The sequence below is a fragment of the Klebsiella sp. X1-16S-Nf21 genome, from assembly GCF_002837615.1.
Classification (GTDB): Bacteria; Pseudomonadota; Gammaproteobacteria; order Enterobacterales; family Enterobacteriaceae; genus Klebsiella; species Klebsiella variicola.
In genome coordinates this window covers 169,954-186,698 of the sequence record NZ_PJDK01000001.1, presented here as the reverse complement: position 1 = coordinate 186,698, position 16,745 = coordinate 169,954, and the positions used below count along the sequence as shown (strand labels likewise).

Below are 16,745 nucleotides of genomic sequence, written 5' to 3'. Positions count from 1 at the left end.
GCCTCCTGTCAGTCGCCCAGTCCGGGTGGGTTGATTTCTGATTGCGGAATACTCTCCACCCCTTCGCCCCAGCGGTTAAGCACTTTGGCGTAATCGCCGCTGGCGATAGCGCCGTTCAGCGCCGCCTGGACGGCATTCACCAGCCCGCTGTCTTTTTTCAGCGTCACCGCGATATGCGCCGCTTTCGGCCAGCCGCCATCGACGCTGCCCACCAGTTTGGTTTTGCCGGTCAGCGCCGCCTTCCATGCGCCAATCACGTTAGGGCCGAAAAAGGCGTCGGCTCGCCCGGTCTGCAGGGCCAGCGTCTGAGCGGCGTCATCCTTGGTGTAGACCGGGGTAAACGGCTTCAGCCCCTTCTTCACGTTCTCCGCGTTCCACGCCAGCAGGATCGCCTCCTGGTTAGTACCGGAGCCGACGATAATCTTCAGCCCGGCGATGTCTTCCGCCTTGTCAATTTTGCTCAGCGGACTGGTGCTTTTGACGTAGAAGCCCAGCGAATCTTTGCGGTAGGTGGCGAAATCGAACTTCTCTTTGCGCTCTTTGGTGACGGTAATATTGCTGATCGCGGCATCATATTTGCCGGAGGTAACCCCCAGCGGCCAGTCTTCCCATGAAGTGGGAACCACGTTTACTTCCAGCCCGAGGCTCTCCGCCACCAGCCGGGCGATATCCGTCTCGCTGCCGAGTAGGGTTTTGTTGTCATCGGCGAAGACCGTCAGCGGTGGTGAGTTCAGGGCTGCCACCGCGACGGTGAATTTCCCCGGCACCGCCAGATGCAGATCTTTCGGCAACAGCGCAATGGCCTGTGGATTTTTCGCTGTGTGAATCGGCGTTTTGTTGGCCTCCAGGCTCACCCCGGTGCCATTGATCTTGACGTCCTGGGCCCACGACGAGGCGCTAAATGCCAACGCGACGGCCAGCAAGAGTGTTGTTTTCTGCATAGCGTGATTCTCTTTTATTATTTTTGGAATTGATTAGCAGGTAGCGCCAGACCCAGACTTTCCCGCAGGGTGGTGCCCGGATAGTCGCGACGGAACAGGCCGCGCGCCTGTAACAGCGGAACCACCTCATCCACAAAGCGCGGGAAGGTTTCCGGCGTGCCGCCCTGAATAATGAAACCGTCCGCCGCGTGCAGTTCGAACCACAATTGCAGGCCATCGGCGACATCGCTGGCGGTGCCGGTAAAGCGCGGACGCGGACTCGCTGCCTCCAGGGCCACCTGGCGCAGGGTTAATCCCCGCTCGCGGGCGTGACGTTTAATCTCGTCGGTGGTGCTGCGGAAGCTGTTTTGTCCGAGGTCGCCAATATCCGGGAACGGTTCATCAAGCGGATACTGCGAAAAATCATGATGTTCGAAATACCGCCCCAGATAATTCAGCGCATCCTCGATGGAAACCAGCGCCGCGGTAGTCTGGTACTGACGTTCCGCATCCTCGGCGTCGTCCCCGACGATGACGCTGACGCCCTGGAAGATATGCAGTTGGTCCGGGGTGCGCTGATATGCGCTGAGTTGGCTTTTAACATCCTGATAAAATGCCTGCGCCTCGGCCAGCGATTCCTGATGGGTAAAAATGGCATCGGCGTGGCGTGCGGCTAATTTCTTGCCGTCGTCCGACGCGCCGGCCTGGAAAATAATCGGCCGTCCCTGTGGCGTGCGGGCAATATTTAGCGGCCCGGCCACTTTAAAGAAATCGCCATGGTGATCGAGCGTATGCAGTTTATTTTTATCAAAGAACTGGCCAGTCTCCTTATTGCGCACAAAGGCGTCCTCTTCCCATGAATCCCATAAGCCTTTCACCACCTGCAGATATTCATCGGCAATGCGATAGCGCAGCGCATGATCCGGATGCTGGGCCCGGGAGAAGTTTTTCGCCGACCCTTCCAGCGGCGAAGTGACGACATTCCACCCCGCCCGTCCCTGGCTTAAATGGTCGAGGCTGGCGAACTGGCGGGCGGTAGTAAACGGCTCGCTATACGAAGTGGATAAGGTCCCCACCAGTCCCAGACGCCGGGTGACCGCGGCCAGCGCGGAAAGTACCGTTAAAGGTTCGAAGCGATTTAAAAAATGTGGAATCGATTTTTCATTGATATATAACCCGTCGGCGACAAAAATAAAATCCAGCTTCCCCTCTTCCGCTTTTAACGCCGTCTGCGTGACAAAGTTAAAATTAATACTGGCGTCCGCCTGCGCCGCCGGATGACGCCAGGCGGACATATTTCCCGATGCGCCATGTAATATCGTTCCCAGACGCAATTGTCGATTTTCAGACATAGTTACCCCTTCCCCTGTCATCCATTAAATATGTTGTAATGCCTGTTCCGCCAGCTGAGCGAAATAGTGTGCTGCGGGCGCAATAAGCCGTTCGTCCGGATTAAATGCCGGATGGTGCAGACCATATTCGCTGGCGCTGCCGATGCTGACGAACGCCCCGGGAATATGCTGAAGATAGACCGCAAAATCTTCGCCACCGAGATGCAGATCGGCGTGATGGGTGCGGTACCCGGCCTGGGCCGCCACGTCGCTGGCGAAGTCGGCCCAGCGGGCGTCATTGACCAGCGCCGTCGGGCCGGCATACCAGAAGACGTCAATCTGTGCGCCAAAGGCGCTGGCGAAACCGGCCGCGATCTCGCTGACCCGGGCCTTGACCCGCTGCTGCACTTCACTGCTGTGAGTGCGCAGCGTCCCTTCCAGCTCGACGCTCTCCGGCAGCACGTTCCAGGTATTGCCTCCCTGGATCCGCGTCACGCTGAGCACCACCGAGTCGAGGGTGTTCACTTCCCGACTGGCCACGCTCTGCAGCACCGTCACCAGTTGGCTGGCCAGCAGGATCGCATCCTTTCCTTCGTGTGGGCGGGCGGCATGCGCCCCCTTCCCGGTCACTTTGAAGACGAAGCGGTCGACGTTGGCGTAGAACGCGCCGCCGCGGGTGGCAAATTCGCCCACCGGCAGGCCGGGCTCATTGTGCATGCCAAAGATCGCCGACACGTCCTCCAGCGCCCCGGCGCGGATCAGGGTTTTCGCGCCGCCAAAATTTTCCTCCGCCGGCTGAAACAGGATCCGCACCCGCCCCGGGAGTTCCGCTTCCCGCTCCTTCAGCAGCAGCGCCGCCCCCAGCATCACGCTGGTGTGAATATCATGGCCGCAGGCATGCATCACCCCTTCATTTTGCGAGCGGTAAGGCAGACCGGTCGCCTCCTCGATGGGCAACGCGTCGATGTCCGCCCGCAGGGCAATCACCTTGTCGCCGCTGCCGACTTCGGCGACCAGCCCGGTTTTCAGATCGTAGGGCAGCAGAGTCAGCCCGCCGCTCTGCAGCCAGTCGCGGATCCGCGCGGTGGTGGCTACCTCCTGCAGGGAGAGCTCCGGGTTCTGGTGCAGCTCGCGCCGCCAGCTAATCAGTTGTTGTTCAAAGGACATTCAGCACCTCCTTGCCGTAGTGAGCCTGCGCCAGCAGGCACAGGGAGTGCAGGCGCGCTGGCCCGTCGCTAATGGGGGTATCAATGATTAATTCATCCAGCTGATCTTCCGCCTGCAGCGCGTCAAGCCGGGCTTTAACCTGTTCGGGAGTACCGGAGATCAGTGAAGATTCGCGGCGGTGGATGCGTGTCGGCCGGCTGCCAGCCTGGCGGGCAAAGGCGACGGCCTGAGCCTCACTGCCGACGGTCACCCGCTGGCCGTTCTCCAGCTCGACGCCCCACACCTCGACCTGCTGCGCCAGCGCAGCGGCGGTGGCCGGATCGTCAGCCACCACCACCTGCACGGCGACGATCGCCTCACGCGGGCTGAGCTCGCGCCAGCGGTTGATCACCGTGCGGCGCAGCGCGCTGTCGCCATTGAGATGGGCCGCAAACACGAAGTTCCAGTCAAGACGGGCGGCCAGTTCCGCACTCTCCAGGCTGGCGCCGAGCAGAAATCCGTCGGCCCGGCGCGGCGGGATCGGCGTGGCGCGCAGGCTCTCCTCTCCCCCTGGCTCAGTCAGTGACAGCCAGTTATCCAGCTGCGCCAGCTGATCGGCAAAGGTCCCTTTCTCCTCCTGATGCAGGCCCTGCTGCAGGGCGCGGGTGGAGAGCGGCAGGCCGCCAGGCGCCTTGCCCACCCCGAGATCGATGCGACCCGGCGCGAGGGCAGCCAGCAGGTTAAAGTTTTCCGCGACTTTATAGGGGCTGTAGTGCTGGAGCATGACGCCGCCGGACCCAAGACGAATGCGCCGGGTGTGGCCCAGCAGCCAGGCGATAACCAGCTCCGGCGAGGGGCTCGCCAGCTGATCGGTATTGTGGTGTTCGGCGACCCAGAAGCGGTGATAGCCCCAGGCTTCGGCGTGTTGCGCCAGCGTTAATGTACGCGCCAGCGCCTGCGCGGCGGTTTCCCCGGCGGCAAGCGGACTTTTATCCAGGATACTGATTCGATAAGACATTTCGCAGGCTCATATGAAAGTACGTGCCTGCATTATTAAAATCTCAGCTAACTATTGAGAAACAATTAATTCACATGTGTACTGCTGAAAATTAGATATGCCCGCCTGGCCGCTGCGCTTCCAGCTCGCGGAGCAGCGCCTCAGCCTGCCGCGGACTGCGCACCCGGACGAAGCGAATATGACGATATTGCGGATCCTGCATGTCGGCCAGATAGCGTCGGCGATTCTGCCGCCAGGTTTTCAGCGTCCAGAGGATAATGGATTCCCGGCTGCAGAACGAACGGCGAAAGCTCTCGCGGTTGCCCGTGCCCGGCCACAGCTCCTGATGCCGCCACGCCCGGCTCGTCGCCCGCCACACCGCCTGGCGCAGCGTGCGCCAGAGGCTATAGTCGACCCAGATCACCAGATCCACCTCGCGCCATTTGACGCTGCGGCTGCGATTGTAATTGCCATCCAGCACCCAGCCCGGCGAGGCCGTAGCGGCGGCAATAGCGGCGAAAAACGCCTCATCCGGCGTGCCCTGCCAGTTCGGCCGCCAGTACAGGCGATCGAGCTCGATCCAGGGTAGTCCCAGCCTGTGCGCCAGGCGCCGGGCCAGAGTGGATTTACCTGAGCCGCTGGTGCCGACCACGTTGATGTTCATCTCTGTTTCTCTCTGGTAGCCAAACGAATACTTATTTCAATGTTAAATGGCGTATATAGTAGTGATGTTTATCAATGATAAAAGGTGTTTTCAGGATGAACCCCTATGAAGCCCGCTACAGACAACTGTTAGCCAACGGAGCCAGCGCCTGGGCGGGTGATGGTTTTGCCAGGGCAAAGATACAACAAGAAAAAACATTTCATTGGCTGGATGCCCATGGCTATTTACCCGCTCCCGGCGCGCCGGTACTTGAACTGGGATGTGGCAATGGTGCCATGGCTGCCCAGTATCTGGCGGAAAGAGGCTATGCCGTATCGGGTGTTGATGTGTCCGAAACGGCGATCCGCTGGGCAGAAGACCGTTTTCAGCAAGCGGGTCTGGACGCCACATTTTTCGTCGGCAACGTCTGTCATCTTTCTCAATGTGAGGATGCCCAGTTTGCCTTAATCATTGATGGCAGCTGTTTACATTGTCTGCTGGAAGATGAGCGTCGCCGTTTTTTCGCCGAGGCGAGAAGATTGCTGAAACCCGCAGGCCGGCTGGTGATCGGCTCGATGTGCGGGCTTCCTCGTTATGCTGAAGACCTCGCCACTTACGATCCTGTCAAGCATCATCTCCTGAAAGAGGGGCAGCCCTGGCGTACGCTTAAACCCCTCCCGGCTTTACTGAATGAGATACAGCAGGCGCAGTTTAGCGTCCTTGCCACCGATGTTAAGCACAATGCCTGGTGGGATCATGCCACCATCGTTTGTTCGGCAAACGGGCCGTCGGCTGATCCTCAGAAGAGTTAATTTCAGGCTGACCGCGCCACCTGTTTTGCAGCGCCAGTGAAGATGGCGCTGCCGCCAACAAAGCAGTCTTTATCCAGCGTCAGGCTGGCGATTTTATGCACCGGGCCACGCATACGGACCTGAAAATCCGCGTCGAAGGTGATGTGCAGCTGACCACCAGGCATGTTGACATCCACCCGATCGTCCACCTTCCCTAACCGGCGCATCGCGCTGGCAGCCGCGCAACTGCTGCTCCCGGAGGCCATCGTGAACCCGGCGCCCCGCTCCCAGATACCAATCTTTAGCGTATGGCGATCGATAACTTCCACGAACTGGACATTGGTGCGTTTGGGGAACAAGGAATGGTTTTCGATTTGCGGCCCTAAACGATGAACCTGCGCCAGGTCGAGCTTATCGACGAGGACAACGCAGTGGGGATTGCCCATGGAGACCAGCACGACGGACAGGGTTTCATCCGCCAGCGGCAAAGGATAATTCACCGCCTCAGGCAAATTCACTAAGGCGGGCAGCGCCGCCGGATTGAAATTCGCCCGCCCCATGTCGACGCTAATCTGATGAACATCGCCATGCACAGTGCAATAGACGTCACCGCCCGCCGTATGTACCAGAAAGGGCTCATGGCCGACGCGACCGATATCAAAAAGATAACGCGCATAGATCCGTAGCCCGTTACCGCTTTTCTCCGCTTCGGAGCCGTCCGGATTGATAATACGCAGTGTGGGATTGATCTGATCGCCGCTGTCGATCAGCAGACCATCCGATCCCACGCCATAGTGGCGATGGCACAGCATTTGAATATGCTCGTTGCTCAACTGTTCGGCAACGTCGCGATGGCATACCAGGTAATCATTACCCAGCCCGTGATATTTATGAAAGTGTAAGGGTGTCATTGTGTGGGTTCGCCTGGCGCTGCAGTTTTTTGGACATCTTACATTACATTCACCGTCTTGATGAATTAAACCCTGCGTTGTTAACCGTCGTGATCATTCTGCTCCACTGCGTCCGGCTATCAGACTGGCGCCTCCCCTCCGTCGGGCTTACACTCTGCGTACCTGTGAGCGGTATTCATCAATCCGGAAAGATTATGCTAAAAGAGAACGTAAACGATCTGCTCTCCTTTATGGTGGTGGCGCGTGAGCGCAGCTTTACCCGCGCAGCGGCCCAGCTCGGCGTGTCACAGTCGGCGCTCAGCCATGCCATGCGCCATCTCGAAGCGCGTCTCGATGTGCGGCTGCTGACCCGCACCACCCGCAGCGTGGTACCGACCGAGGCGGGTGAGCGACTCATTCAGCGCCTCGGTCCGCATCTGGAGGAGATGGAGCGGGCGCTGACCGCGCTGCGCGATACGCGCGAACGCCCGGCGGGCAACCTGCGCATCACCGCCGGGGAGCATGCCACCAGCACCGTACTCTGGCCGGCGCTAAAGCCATTTATGCTGCAATATCCGGATATTAACATCGAAATCACTGTTGATAATGGCCTCACGGATATCGTGGATGGCCGGTTTGATGCCGGGGTGCGACTCGGCGAACAGGTGGCGAAAGAGATGATTGCCGTGCGCATTGCCCCGGATATGCGGATGGCGGTAGTGGGTTCGCCAGCCTATCTGCAGCAGGCCGGTACGCCGCAGACGCCCTGGGATCTTGCGCAGCATCGCTGCATCAATCTGCGCCTGCCGACACGAGGTGGACTTTACGCCTGGGAGTTTGCCCGCGACGGCCGGGATATCCAGGTCCGGGTGGAGGGGCAAGTGATCCTCAACAGCCTGCCGCAGCGCATCGATGCGGCGGAGGCGGGCCTCGGTCTGGCCTACGTTCCGGATGACTGCGTGGCGGAGGCCTTAGCCAGTGGCCGGCTGGTGCAAGTGCTGGCGGACTGGACCCCCACCTTCCCCGGCTACCATCTCTACTACCCCAGTCGACGCCAGCATACCAGCGCTTTCACTCTGTTGCTGGAAACTCTGCGACGCTGATCTCATTGATAAATCTGTCAAATGCTATCGGTAAATGTTTTAGGTGCGTAACTATTACGTTACGTGTAGGATTCAGCGCCATGTCTGAGCTTATCTCCTACGTCAGAATGATGAGAAAGCCAGCATAATGTGCCAGCCGTCATCCACTCCGGCTGCAAACATGGGCATTGACAGGAAACTGATACATCAATGAATACGAAACACGACACTGCAGCGGAGCACCATGCTGCGAAACGCCACTGGCTCAACTCACATGAAGCGGGTTATCACAAAGCGATGGGCAACCGTCAGGTACAGATGATCGCCATCGGCGGCGCTATCGGTACCGGTTTGTTCCTCGGCGCCGGGGCACGTTTACAAATGGCAGGGCCAGCGCTCGCCCTGGTCTATCTGGTCTGCGGCATCTTCTCCTTCTTTATTCTTCGCGCCCTCGGCGAACTGGTTCTCCACCGCCCCTCGAGCGGCAGCTTCGTCTCCTATGCCAGGGAATTCCTCGGTGAAAAGGCCGCTTACGTGGCCGGCTGGATGTACTTCGTTAACTGGGCCATGACCGGGATCGTCGATATCACCGCCGTGGCGCTGTATATGCACTACTGGGGCGCGTTTGGCGATGTGCCACAGTGGGTCTTCGCCCTCGGCGCGCTGGCGATCGTCGGTACCATGAACATGATCGGCGTAAAATGGTTCGCCGAGATGGAGTTCTGGTTCGCGCTGGTCAAAGTGCTGGCGATCGTTGCGTTCCTCGTGGTCGGCACCATTTTCCTCGGCTCCGGTAAGCCGCTGGACGGCAATGCCACCGGCTTCCATCTGATCACCGATAACGGTGGCTTCTTCCCTCACGGCCTTCTGCCGGCGCTGGTGCTGGTGCAGGGCGTGGTCTTTGCCTTCGCCTCCATTGAACTGGTGGGCACCGCGGCCGGTGAGTGTAAAGATCCGGAGTCGATGGTACCGAAGGCCATCAACAGCGTGATCTGGCGTATCGGCCTGTTCTACGTCGGTTCGGTGGTGCTGCTGGTGCTTCTCCTGCCGTGGACCGCCTACCAGGCAGGACAGAGCCCGTTCGTCACCTTCTTCTCCAAACTGGGCGTACCGTATATCGGCAGCGTAATGAACATCGTGGTGTTAACCGCCGCCCTCTCCAGCCTCAACTCCGGCCTCTACAGCACCGGACGTATCCTGCGCTCCATGTCGATGGGGGGCTCCGCGCCGAAGTTTATGTCGAAAATGAGCCGTCACCACGTCCCTTACGCCGGGATCCTGGCGACGCTGGCGGTGTATGTGGTGGGGGTGTTCCTCAACTATCTGGTGCCGTCGCAGGTGTTTGAGATCGTGCTGAACGTCGCGTCGCTGGGGATCATTGCTTCCTGGGGCTTTATCGTGGTGTGTCAGATGCGTCTGCGCAAAGCGATCAAGGAAGGAAAAGCGGCGAAGGTGAGCTTCAGAATGCCGGGGGCGCCATTCACCTCCTGGCTGACGCTGCTGTTCCTGTTCAGTGTGCTGGTGCTGATGGCCTTCGATTATCCGAACGGCACTTACACCATTGGCTCAATTCCATTACTGGCGGTGCTGCTGGTAGCTGGCTGGTTTGGCGTGCGTAAACGCGTGCATGCGATCCACAGTACGGCGCCGACGCTCAGGAAGTAACTGGCAGGACTCCCGGTTTGCCCGCGACGGACAAACCGGGAGGTCAGGATTTAGTTATCCTCAACCAGCTGCGACACGTCGCTACTGTTAATTTCCCGCTTATTACCAGACTCATCGATATAGCTGGTCATCCCCGTTTCTTTATCCAGCTGCGGCTTGCCGTGGGTGACGATCGTCTGACCGCTTTTGGTGGTCATAACGTAGTTGGACGAACAGCCTGCCAGCAGCGCCAGCATCGCACCGGCGCAAATCACCATAAATGGCTTTTTCATTTTATCTCCACTGATTACCACTGCCCGCGCAAGGCGGGAAAGCGTTAAGTGTATAACCATCTGGTTTATCAGGCCAATACGCGTTTGTAACAGAGGGTGAGGTGCCGGGCGGCATGCGGGGCGCGACCTTGACCGATCGTCGTCGCCCCGGGCATCTTACAGCGCGATGCGGATCACGTCGTCCGGCGCGGTGGCCTCTTTCTCACGGCTGGAAGCCTGTTTCACGCTGACATACAGCGTTTTGCCGTCATCAGAAAGCGCCAGGCTGTTGGGGTGAGTCGGCGTTTTAAAGGTCTTCACGATCTTGTAGCGCTTGCCATCGATAACGCTGACTTCCCCGGCCTTACGGTGCGTCACATAGGCTTCATTACGCGTCGGGTTAAACAGCACCGCCAGCGATTCCGGCGCGGCGATTTTCTCCAGCACCTTACCATCGCGGGTATCGACCACCAGCACTTCCGGCTGCTTGCTGTCGGTAATAAAGGCGCGGTGACCGGCGGTATCAAGGCTCAGGTTTAAGTAGAAGTGTGCTTTGCCATCGTCCTGCAATTTCTTGCGCGAAACAATGGTATTGCTCTCGCTGTCGATGGTCAGCAGTTCGCCGTCGGCATTGGTGGTATAGAGGCGTTTCGCCTGCGGATCGATCGCCAGACCCGTCGCCATTGCCCCGGTGCCGGTAATAGTGGTTTTCAGCTTCAGGGTCGCGCCATCTACCACCCAAATCACGCTCTCTTTGCCCAGACCGGTAATGTAGACCGTGTTGGTCTGCTCATTGACCGCCAGCTCGCGCGGTTGCAGTGGGCGTACGGTTTCACTGCGCTGACGCTCGTCCAGCACCAGACGCCCTTTCACGGCGCCGGTTTTGGCGTCAATGGCGGTGACGGTGCTGTCAACGGTATTGCCAAACCACAGCGTGCCGGTGGCATGGTTGATAGCAGCGCCGAACGGCTTCAGATCGTTGTGAATAATCTGCGTCACGTCCAGGGTGGTGGGGTCAAGACGATAAACAATACCGCCCTTGTCCAGTGAGCGACTCTGCGACGTGGCGACCCATAACGCGTTCTCCTGCTGGCTGTAGGCCATTTCGTAGGCCCCTTTTCCGACGGCCTTACGCAGCATCTCATCCGCAGCGTGGGCGCTAAAGCTACCTGCCAGCAGCAGAGAGGTGAATAACAGTGAATGGCGCAGACGCGGCGCGGCAAAATGACGTAGTGACATGACGACTCCCTTTGATAAACCAGTATGTGCTGACCCGACATCGCTTCCGGCGGTAAAGTCCTGGCTTTACCCTTATTTTTGAATGCGAATAGTAATCATTATTTATCTCAAAGTGGAGCGCTAATTGTTGTTGTTCGGTAAATTCATCAGCAAGAAGCACTATCCGTTAACCAACGGCGGTTAATAATTTTCAAATGTTTTACAAACGGGGTAACATATCTACATATGTTCCATTTGGTTCGTCTCCCGAGTACTATCGATGAAAATCCTGTCCGTGCGTCACGCCGCCCTGCCGGCGCTGCTGCTACCGCTGATTGCCGCGGCCCAGACCGCTGATGAACAAACCATGGTGGTGACCGCCGCGCCAACCACTGTTTCTGAACTGGATACCCCCGCCGCCGTCAGCGTGGTCAATGGGGATGAAATGCGCCAGGCCGCACCGCGCGTCAATCTCTCTGAATCACTGGGCGCCGTACCGGGCCTGCAGGTGCAGAACCGGCAAAACTATGCCCAGGATCTGCAACTGTCGATTCGCGGGTTTGGCTCTCGCTCCACCTATGGCGTGCGCGGGCTACGCATCTATGTAGACGGCATTCCGGCGACCATGCCCGACGGCCAGGGGCAGACCTCGAATATCGATATTGGCAGCGTCGACACCATTGAGGTGCTGCGCGGCCCCTTCTCTGCCCTGTACGGTAACTCGTCCGGCGGGGTGATCAACGTCACCAGCCAGACCGGCACCCAGCCGCCCACCGTGGAAGCCAGCAGCTACTATGGCAGCTTCGGTACCTGGCACTACGGGATGAAGGCCACTGGCGCCGTTGGCGACGGCAGCCATGCAGGCGATGTGGATTACACGGTCTCGACCAACCGCTTCACCACTCATGGCTATCGCGATCACAGCGGCGCACGCAAAAATCTGGCGAACGCCCGACTGGGGGTGCGCATCAACGATGTCAGTAAGCTGACGCTGCTGCTGAACAGCGTGGATATCAAAGCCAATGACGCCGGCGGCTTAACCGCCGACGAATGGCGCGATAACCCGCGCCAGTCGCCGCGCGGCGACCAGTATAATACCCGCAAGAATACCCGGCAGACCCAGGCCGGCCTGCGCTATGAGCGCCAGCTGAGCGCCCAAGACGATCTCAGCGTCATGATGTACGCCGGTGAACGTGAAACCACGCAGTTCCAGTCGATCCCGCGCGCGCCGCAGCTGAAACCGAGCCATGCCGGCGGGGTGATCGATCTCACCCGTCACTACCAGGGGATCGATACCCGCCTTACCCATCGCGGAGAGCTGCTGGTGCCCGTCACCCTGACCGCCGGTCTCGATTACGAGAACATGAGCGAGCGCCGTAAAGGGTATGAAAACTTTGTGATGGTCAACGGCGCGCCGCAGTATGGCGAACAGGGCGCGCTGCGCCGTAACGAACGCAACCTGATGTGGAACGTCGACCCCTACCTGCAGACCCAGTGGCAGTTAACGGACAAACTCTCGCTCGATGCCGGGGTTCGCTACAGCTCAGTATGGTTCGACTCGAATGACTACTACATCACCCCAGGCAATGGCGATGACAGCGGTGATGCCAGCTATCACAAGTGGCTGCCCGCAGGCTCGCTGAAGTATGCTCTGACCGACGCGTGGAACGTCTACCTCTCCGCTGGCCGCGGCTTCGAGACGCCGACCATTAACGAACTGTCATACCGCTCCGATAACCAGAGCGGCCTTAATTTCGGCCTGAAGCCCTCCACCAACGACACAGTGGAGATCGGCAGTAAGACGCGGCTCGGCAATGGGCTGCTCACCGCCGCCCTGTTCCAGACCAATACCGATAATGAGATCGTGGTCGACAGCAGCAGCGGCGGGCGCACCAGCTATAAAAACGCCGGCAAAACCCGTCGTCAGGGGATGGAGCTGGGACTGGATCAGCAGTTTGGCGAGAGCTGGCGTCTGAAGGCGGCATGGACCTGGCTGGACGCGACCTATCGCACCAACGTCTGCGACGACGCCAGCTGCAACGGCAACCGCATTCCGGGGATCGCGCGCAATATGGGCTACGCCTCCTTTGGCTATCAGCCGGAGCAGGGCTGGTACGCCGGCAGCGATATTCGCTACATGAGCGACATCATGGCCAATGACGAAAACACGGCTAAAGCGCCTTCCTGGACGGTGGTTGGCCTGACGACCGGCTATAAATGGAGCTACGGCAGGATGGACATGGATCTGTTCGGCCGCGTCGACAACCTGTTCGACCGGGAGTACGTCGGGTCCGTTATCGTTAATGAGTCCAACGGGCGCTACTACGAGCCTGCTCCCGGACGCAATTACGGCATCGGCCTGAACCTCGCCTGGCGCTTCGAATAACACGCCCCTTCCCCGCCGGCGATGATTGGCGGGGAAGGCTTAACGATGTGGCGTTTTCCCCACGGACGCGGGTTAAAGCAGATTTCGCAGGGATAACTCGAAAATGATCTTTTCCGCCTGGCAGGAGAAAGCGATGGCGAGATCGAGTTTAACCTCGTCGCCAACGGCGGCGATGGTGTAATCGACCTGCGGCGGTTCACTGGCCGGCGCCGCGGCGGCAGCACGTTCGCGCACGGCGGCTACGGTGGATTCCGCTTCTTCGCGGCTCGGGAACATTTTCTCAGCCCGGTAGACGCAGTCCTCGTTATCAATGATGGTACCGACATCAATGGCGCAGCCTTTGGTGCTGCATTTATCTACTACATCTTTCATCGTAATAACCTCTCGAGTTTTCTTAAGGATAAGAATCCGCTCACCGAAAAGCAAACCATTAATATCCGTAAGGATTAGCAATTTTTCTATTATATCGCGCCGCGGCGGGCGCCAGCTTGCGCCATCGCAAGGTGAGGCAATATGACTGCCGACGATCGCCTGACGATACGCGATGCCATCGCAGCAATCGTGGCCTCCATCACACTATTCTGCACACCATCTCGTCTGCCTCGCCTCACAGCGTTAGTCTGGTCACAGAACAACGCCAACAAGGAGCTGCTATGGCACTGCCGATGATGATTGATTGCGATCCGGGACATGATGACGCGATCGCCCTGGTCCTCGCCCTCGCCTCGCCGGAGCTGGAGGTGAAAGCCGTCACCGCTTCCGCGGGCAACCAGACCCCGGAGAAGACCCTGCGCAACGTGCTGCGTATGCTGACGCTGCTGAACCGGCCGGATATCCCGGTGGCCGGCGGCGCGTGGAAGCCGTTGATGCGCGATCTGATCATCGCCGATAACGTGCACGGCGAGAGCGGACTGGATGGCCCGAGCCTGCCGGAACCAACCTTTGCCCCGCAGAACTGCACCGCCGTCGAGCTGATGGCCAGGGTGCTGCGGGAAAGCCAGGAGCCGGTGACTCTGGTGGCCACCGGGCCGCAGACTAACGTGGCGTTGCTGCTCGCCAGCCACCCGGAGCTGCACGCGAAAATCGCCCGCATCGTGATCATGGGGGGCGCAATGGGGCTGGGCAACTGGCAGCCGGCGGCGGAGTTTAATATTTTCGTCGATCCGCAGGCCGCGGAAATGGTCTTTCAGTCCGGGATCCCGGTGGTGATGGCGGGCCTTGACGTCACCCATAAGGCGCAAATCCTTTCCGCCGATATCGAGCGATTCCGCCAGATTGGCAATCCGGTGTCGACCATTGTCGCCGAGCTGCTCGACTTCTTTATGGCCTACCACAAGGATGAAAAGTGGGGCTTCGACGGCGCGCCGCTGCACGATCCCTGCACCATCGCCTGGCTCCTCAAGCCGGAGATCTTTACCACTATCGAACGCTGGGTCGGCGTGGAAACGGAAGGAAAATATACCCAGGGGATGACGGTGGTCGATTACTACCATCTGACCGGCAATCGGCCCAATACTACCCTGATGCTGGATGTCGACCGTGAAGCCTTTGTCGATCTGCTCGCCCAGCGGTTAGCTTTTTACGCCTGACACGCCTCCCATGCCCCTTTTCCCTCACGGGAAAAGGGGCAGAGTAAGTTGGATCCGCCGGACTAGTCGTCCGCCGCGACGCGGATCACCACTTTACCGAAGTTCTCACCTTTCAACAGGCCGATCAGCGCCTGCGGCGCCTGCTCCAGACCGTCGATCAGCTGTTCGCGATATTTAATTTTCCCCTCTTGCACCCAGCGCCCCATCTGCTGCTGGAATTCCGCGATCCGATGCCCGTAATCCTGGCCGATAATAAAGCCCTGCATCCGGATGCGCTTCTTGAGGATGGTCGCCATCAGCAGCGGCAGACGATCCGGTCCGTCTGGCAAACCGGTGGCGTTATAGCCGCTTACCAGCCCGCAGACCGGTACCCGCGCTGCGGTATTCAGCAGCGGCAGCACCGCGTCAAAAACCTTGCCGCCGACGTTTTCGTAGTAAACGTCAATGCCCTGCGGGCAGGCCTGGGCCAGCTGTTCGGCAAAATCATCCGCACGATGGTCAAGGCAGACATCAAAGCCTAACGTCTCAACCGCATACCGACACTTCTCCGCGCCTCCAGCGATGCCGACGGTGCGGCAGCCCTTAATTTTGCCGATCTGTCCGACCGTGGCGCCAACCGGCCCGGTCGCCGCAGCGACCACCAGCGTTTCGCCCGCCTTCGGCTGGCCGATGTCCAGCAATCCCATGTAGGCGGTGAAGCCCGGCATCCCCAGAACTCCCAGCGACCATGACGGGTGTTGCGGGTCGTCACCCAGCTTCACCAGTCCGTTGCCGTCGGAGAGTTCATAATCCTGCCAGCCGCTGTAGCCCAGCACCCAGTCGCCGGGTTGATAATCGGCATGATTTGAGGTGACTACGCGACTCACGGTCCCTCCCACCATCACCGCGCCAATGGCCACCGGTGGCGAATAAGAAGGCGCGTCGCTCATGCGCCCGCGCATATAGGGATCGAGCGATAAAAAAACGGTACGCAGCAGAACCTGCCCCGGCCCCGGCGTCGGCACCTCGCTCTCTTCCAGGCGGAAATTCTCTGCCGTCGGTTCACCATGGGGGCGGGAAGCCAGTACCCAGCGGCGATGGCGTTGCGGTTGATCTGTCATAGCAAACTCCTCTTGTTAGCAGACAGTACTGAGGCTAGCTGCTTTATGCGCAACGTGCTTTACCATTAAGAGCCGGATGGCGATTGATTAAGGCGAACCACCAGATAGACGCAGGTCTCCGCGGATTCATTGATAAAGCGACAATCGTTGGGCGGGCCAAGCTCCAGACAATCCCCCTTCTGCATCTCATGACGGGTAGTCCCTTCGACAAACACCAGCTCGCCCTGCTGCAGCCAGATCAGCTGGCGGGCGAGCGCATAGGAAGAGGCCGGCATGGGCACATCGCTGCCGGGCGGCAGCTCAATCTGCACCAGATCTATCGGCAGATCGCTGCGCGGCGAGACGTGGCGGCGGAGATAGTGGCTTTGCGGGTCGTGCCACACCGGCTGGCTGGCAAAGCGCAGCAGCTTACCCTCCTGCATTTCCGCCCGGGCGATCAGCGTCGACATACTGATGCCGAAGGCGCCGGAAAGACGGCCCAGCATCGAGGCCGTCGGGCTGCTTTCGCCGCGCTCGATTTTATGGATCATCGCCCGCGAGGCGCCAGCCCGTTCGGCGAGGTCGTTCAGCGACCAACCGCGGGACTCACGCTCGATGCGGATGCGCGCACTGATGCGCTGATTGAGGTTGTCTTCTATAGTATTCATAACGTAATACTATAGTGTGCACCCACCCATTACACAACTGCTCGTCGGGCCGCGTGCTTACCGGGTCATCCGTAAAAATTATGCGGAAA

The 16,745-nt window shown here is 59.3% G+C and carries 15 protein-coding genes and 1 pseudogene; 5 read left to right on the top strand and 11 right to left on the bottom strand.

Annotation, left to right across the window (positions count from 1 at the left end; all coding sequences use genetic code 11):
• Positions 1 to 8: 8 nt before the first annotated feature.
• The 4 genes and pseudogenes from CW267_RS31165 to CW267_RS00980 all read right to left on the bottom strand — a co-directional run bounded on the left by CW267_RS31165 (position 9) and on the right by CW267_RS00980 (position 5,058).
• A pseudogene (locus tag CW267_RS31165) lies at positions 9 to 2,272 on the bottom strand (NtaA/DmoA family FMN-dependent monooxygenase).
• 24 nt (positions 2,273 to 2,296) lie between these two features.
• Entirely contained in the window at positions 2,297 to 3,418 is a 1,122-nt protein-coding gene (locus tag CW267_RS00990; RefSeq protein ID WP_008804705.1) for a M20 peptidase aminoacylase family protein, read from the bottom strand.
• Positions 3,408 to 4,415, bottom strand: a complete 1,008-nt coding sequence (locus CW267_RS00985; RefSeq protein WP_100780985.1) for an MsnO8 family LLM class oxidoreductase — start codon at positions 4,413 to 4,415, stop codon at positions 3,408 to 3,410. Before CW267_RS00985 ends, CW267_RS00990 begins: the two co-directional genes overlap by 11 nt.
• 91 nt (positions 4,416 to 4,506) lie before the next feature.
• Positions 4,507 to 5,058: a shikimate kinase gene (locus CW267_RS00980; RefSeq protein ID WP_022065415.1), complete on the bottom strand. Its 552-nt coding sequence runs from the start codon at positions 5,056 to 5,058 to the stop codon at positions 4,507 to 4,509.
• A gap of 95 nt (positions 5,059 to 5,153) precedes the next feature.
• Between CW267_RS00980 and CW267_RS00975 the strand changes: the two genes are divergently transcribed.
• Positions 5,154 to 5,849, top strand: coding sequence for a class I SAM-dependent methyltransferase (locus tag CW267_RS00975; protein WP_032730502.1), 696 nt, complete (start codon positions 5,154 to 5,156; stop codon positions 5,847 to 5,849).
• A 2-nt stretch (positions 5,850 to 5,851) separates the two neighbouring features.
• On the opposite strand, the gene dapF is transcribed toward CW267_RS00975, so the two are convergent.
• Positions 5,852 to 6,739 (bottom strand): diaminopimelate epimerase, encoded by an 888-nt coding sequence (gene dapF, locus CW267_RS00970; protein ID WP_044612891.1) that lies wholly within the window; start codon positions 6,737 to 6,739, stop codon positions 5,852 to 5,854.
• 194 nt (positions 6,740 to 6,933) lie between these two features.
• Between dapF and CW267_RS00965 the strand changes: the two genes are divergently transcribed.
• On the top strand, positions 6,934 to 7,821 hold the full coding sequence (locus CW267_RS00965; RefSeq protein WP_008804700.1) for a LysR family transcriptional regulator: 888 nt from the start codon (positions 6,934 to 6,936) through the stop codon (positions 7,819 to 7,821).
• 189 nt (positions 7,822 to 8,010) lie between these two features.
• Positions 8,011 to 9,465, top strand: a complete 1,455-nt coding sequence (gene ansP, locus CW267_RS00960; protein ID WP_008804699.1) for an L-asparagine permease — start codon at positions 8,011 to 8,013, stop codon at positions 9,463 to 9,465.
• 50 nt (positions 9,466 to 9,515) lie between these two features.
• Here the strand turns inward: ansP and CW267_RS00955 are convergent, their stop codons facing one another.
• On the bottom strand, positions 9,516 to 9,737 hold the full coding sequence (locus tag CW267_RS00955; RefSeq protein WP_002906779.1) for a YgdI/YgdR family lipoprotein: 222 nt from the start codon (positions 9,735 to 9,737) through the stop codon (positions 9,516 to 9,518).
• Between the two features lie 156 nt (positions 9,738 to 9,893).
• A complete protein-coding gene (locus tag CW267_RS00950) occupies positions 9,894 to 10,955 on the bottom strand; it encodes a YncE family protein (RefSeq protein WP_008804698.1) in 1,062 nt (353 codons plus the stop codon).
• A gap of 259 nt (positions 10,956 to 11,214) precedes the next feature.
• On the opposite strand from CW267_RS00950, the gene pqqU reads away from it, so the two are divergent.
• On the top strand, positions 11,215 to 13,320 hold the full coding sequence (gene pqqU / locus CW267_RS00945; protein WP_008804697.1) for a TonB-dependent receptor PqqU: 2,106 nt from the start codon (positions 11,215 to 11,217) through the stop codon (positions 13,318 to 13,320).
• A 72-nt stretch (positions 13,321 to 13,392) separates the two neighbouring features.
• Here pqqU and CW267_RS00940 read toward each other — a convergent pair whose 3' ends face one another.
• Together CW267_RS00940 and CW267_RS00935 are read right to left on the bottom strand one after the other, a co-directional pair.
• Positions 13,393 to 13,692: a DUF406 domain-containing protein gene (locus CW267_RS00940; RefSeq protein WP_016161172.1), complete on the bottom strand. Its 300-nt coding sequence runs from the start codon at positions 13,690 to 13,692 to the stop codon at positions 13,393 to 13,395.
• Positions 13,693 to 13,781: 89 nt separating this feature from the next.
• Entirely contained in the window at positions 13,782 to 14,012 is a 231-nt protein-coding gene (locus CW267_RS00935; protein WP_046620343.1) for a hypothetical protein, read from the bottom strand.
• On the opposite strand from CW267_RS00935, the gene rihA reads away from it, so the two are divergent.
• A complete protein-coding gene (gene rihA, locus CW267_RS00930) occupies positions 13,974 to 14,909 on the top strand; it encodes a pyrimidine-specific ribonucleoside hydrolase RihA (protein ID WP_100780984.1) in 936 nt (311 codons plus the stop codon). The two genes, CW267_RS00935 and rihA, sit on opposite strands and share 39 nt — an antisense overlap.
• Before the next feature lie 62 nt (positions 14,910 to 14,971).
• Here rihA and CW267_RS00925 read toward each other — a convergent pair whose 3' ends face one another.
• Together CW267_RS00925 and CW267_RS00920 are read right to left on the bottom strand one after the other, a co-directional pair.
• A complete protein-coding gene (locus CW267_RS00925; protein WP_100780983.1) occupies positions 14,972 to 16,009 on the bottom strand; it encodes an NADP-dependent oxidoreductase in 1,038 nt (345 codons plus the stop codon).
• 65 nt (positions 16,010 to 16,074) lie between these two features.
• A complete protein-coding gene (locus CW267_RS00920) occupies positions 16,075 to 16,656 on the bottom strand; it encodes a helix-turn-helix domain-containing protein (RefSeq protein WP_008804693.1) in 582 nt (193 codons plus the stop codon).
• Positions 16,657 to 16,745 lie beyond the last annotated feature (89 nt).

Coding starts and splice junctions, on each gene's coding strand:
- CW267_RS00990 (WP_008804705.1), bottom strand. CDS start 3,418: ATGTCCTTTGAACAACAACTGATTAGCTGGCGGCGCGAGCTGCACCAG.
- CW267_RS00985 (WP_100780985.1), bottom strand. CDS start 4,415: ATGTCTTATCGAATCAGTATCCTGGATAAAAGTCCGCTTGCCGCCGGG.
- CW267_RS00980 (WP_022065415.1), bottom strand. CDS start 5,058: ATGAACATCAACGTGGTCGGCACCAGCGGCTCAGGTAAATCCACTCTG.
- CW267_RS00975 (WP_032730502.1), top strand. CDS start 5,154: ATGAACCCCTATGAAGCCCGCTACAGACAACTGTTAGCCAACGGAGCC.
- dapF (WP_044612891.1), bottom strand. CDS start 6,739: ATGACACCCTTACACTTTCATAAATATCACGGGCTGGGTAATGATTAC.
- CW267_RS00965 (WP_008804700.1), top strand. CDS start 6,934: ATGCTAAAAGAGAACGTAAACGATCTGCTCTCCTTTATGGTGGTGGCG.
- ansP (WP_008804699.1), top strand. CDS start 8,011: ATGAATACGAAACACGACACTGCAGCGGAGCACCATGCTGCGAAACGC.
- CW267_RS00955 (WP_002906779.1), bottom strand. CDS start 9,737: ATGAAAAAGCCATTTATGGTGATTTGCGCCGGTGCGATGCTGGCGCTG.
- CW267_RS00950 (WP_008804698.1), bottom strand. CDS start 10,955: ATGTCACTACGTCATTTTGCCGCGCCGCGTCTGCGCCATTCACTGTTA.
- pqqU (WP_008804697.1), top strand. CDS start 11,215: ATGAAAATCCTGTCCGTGCGTCACGCCGCCCTGCCGGCGCTGCTGCTA.
- CW267_RS00940 (WP_016161172.1), bottom strand. CDS start 13,692: ATGAAAGATGTAGTAGATAAATGCAGCACCAAAGGCTGCGCCATTGAT.
- rihA (WP_100780984.1), top strand. CDS start 13,974: ATGGCACTGCCGATGATGATTGATTGCGATCCGGGACATGATGACGCG.
- CW267_RS00935 (WP_046620343.1), bottom strand. CDS start 14,012: ATGTCCCGGATCGCAATCAATCATCATCGGCAGTGCCATAGCAGCTCC.
- CW267_RS00925 (WP_100780983.1), bottom strand. CDS start 16,009: ATGACAGATCAACCGCAACGCCATCGCCGCTGGGTACTGGCTTCCCGC.
- CW267_RS00920 (WP_008804693.1), bottom strand. CDS start 16,656: ATGAATACTATAGAAGACAACCTCAATCAGCGCATCAGTGCGCGCATC.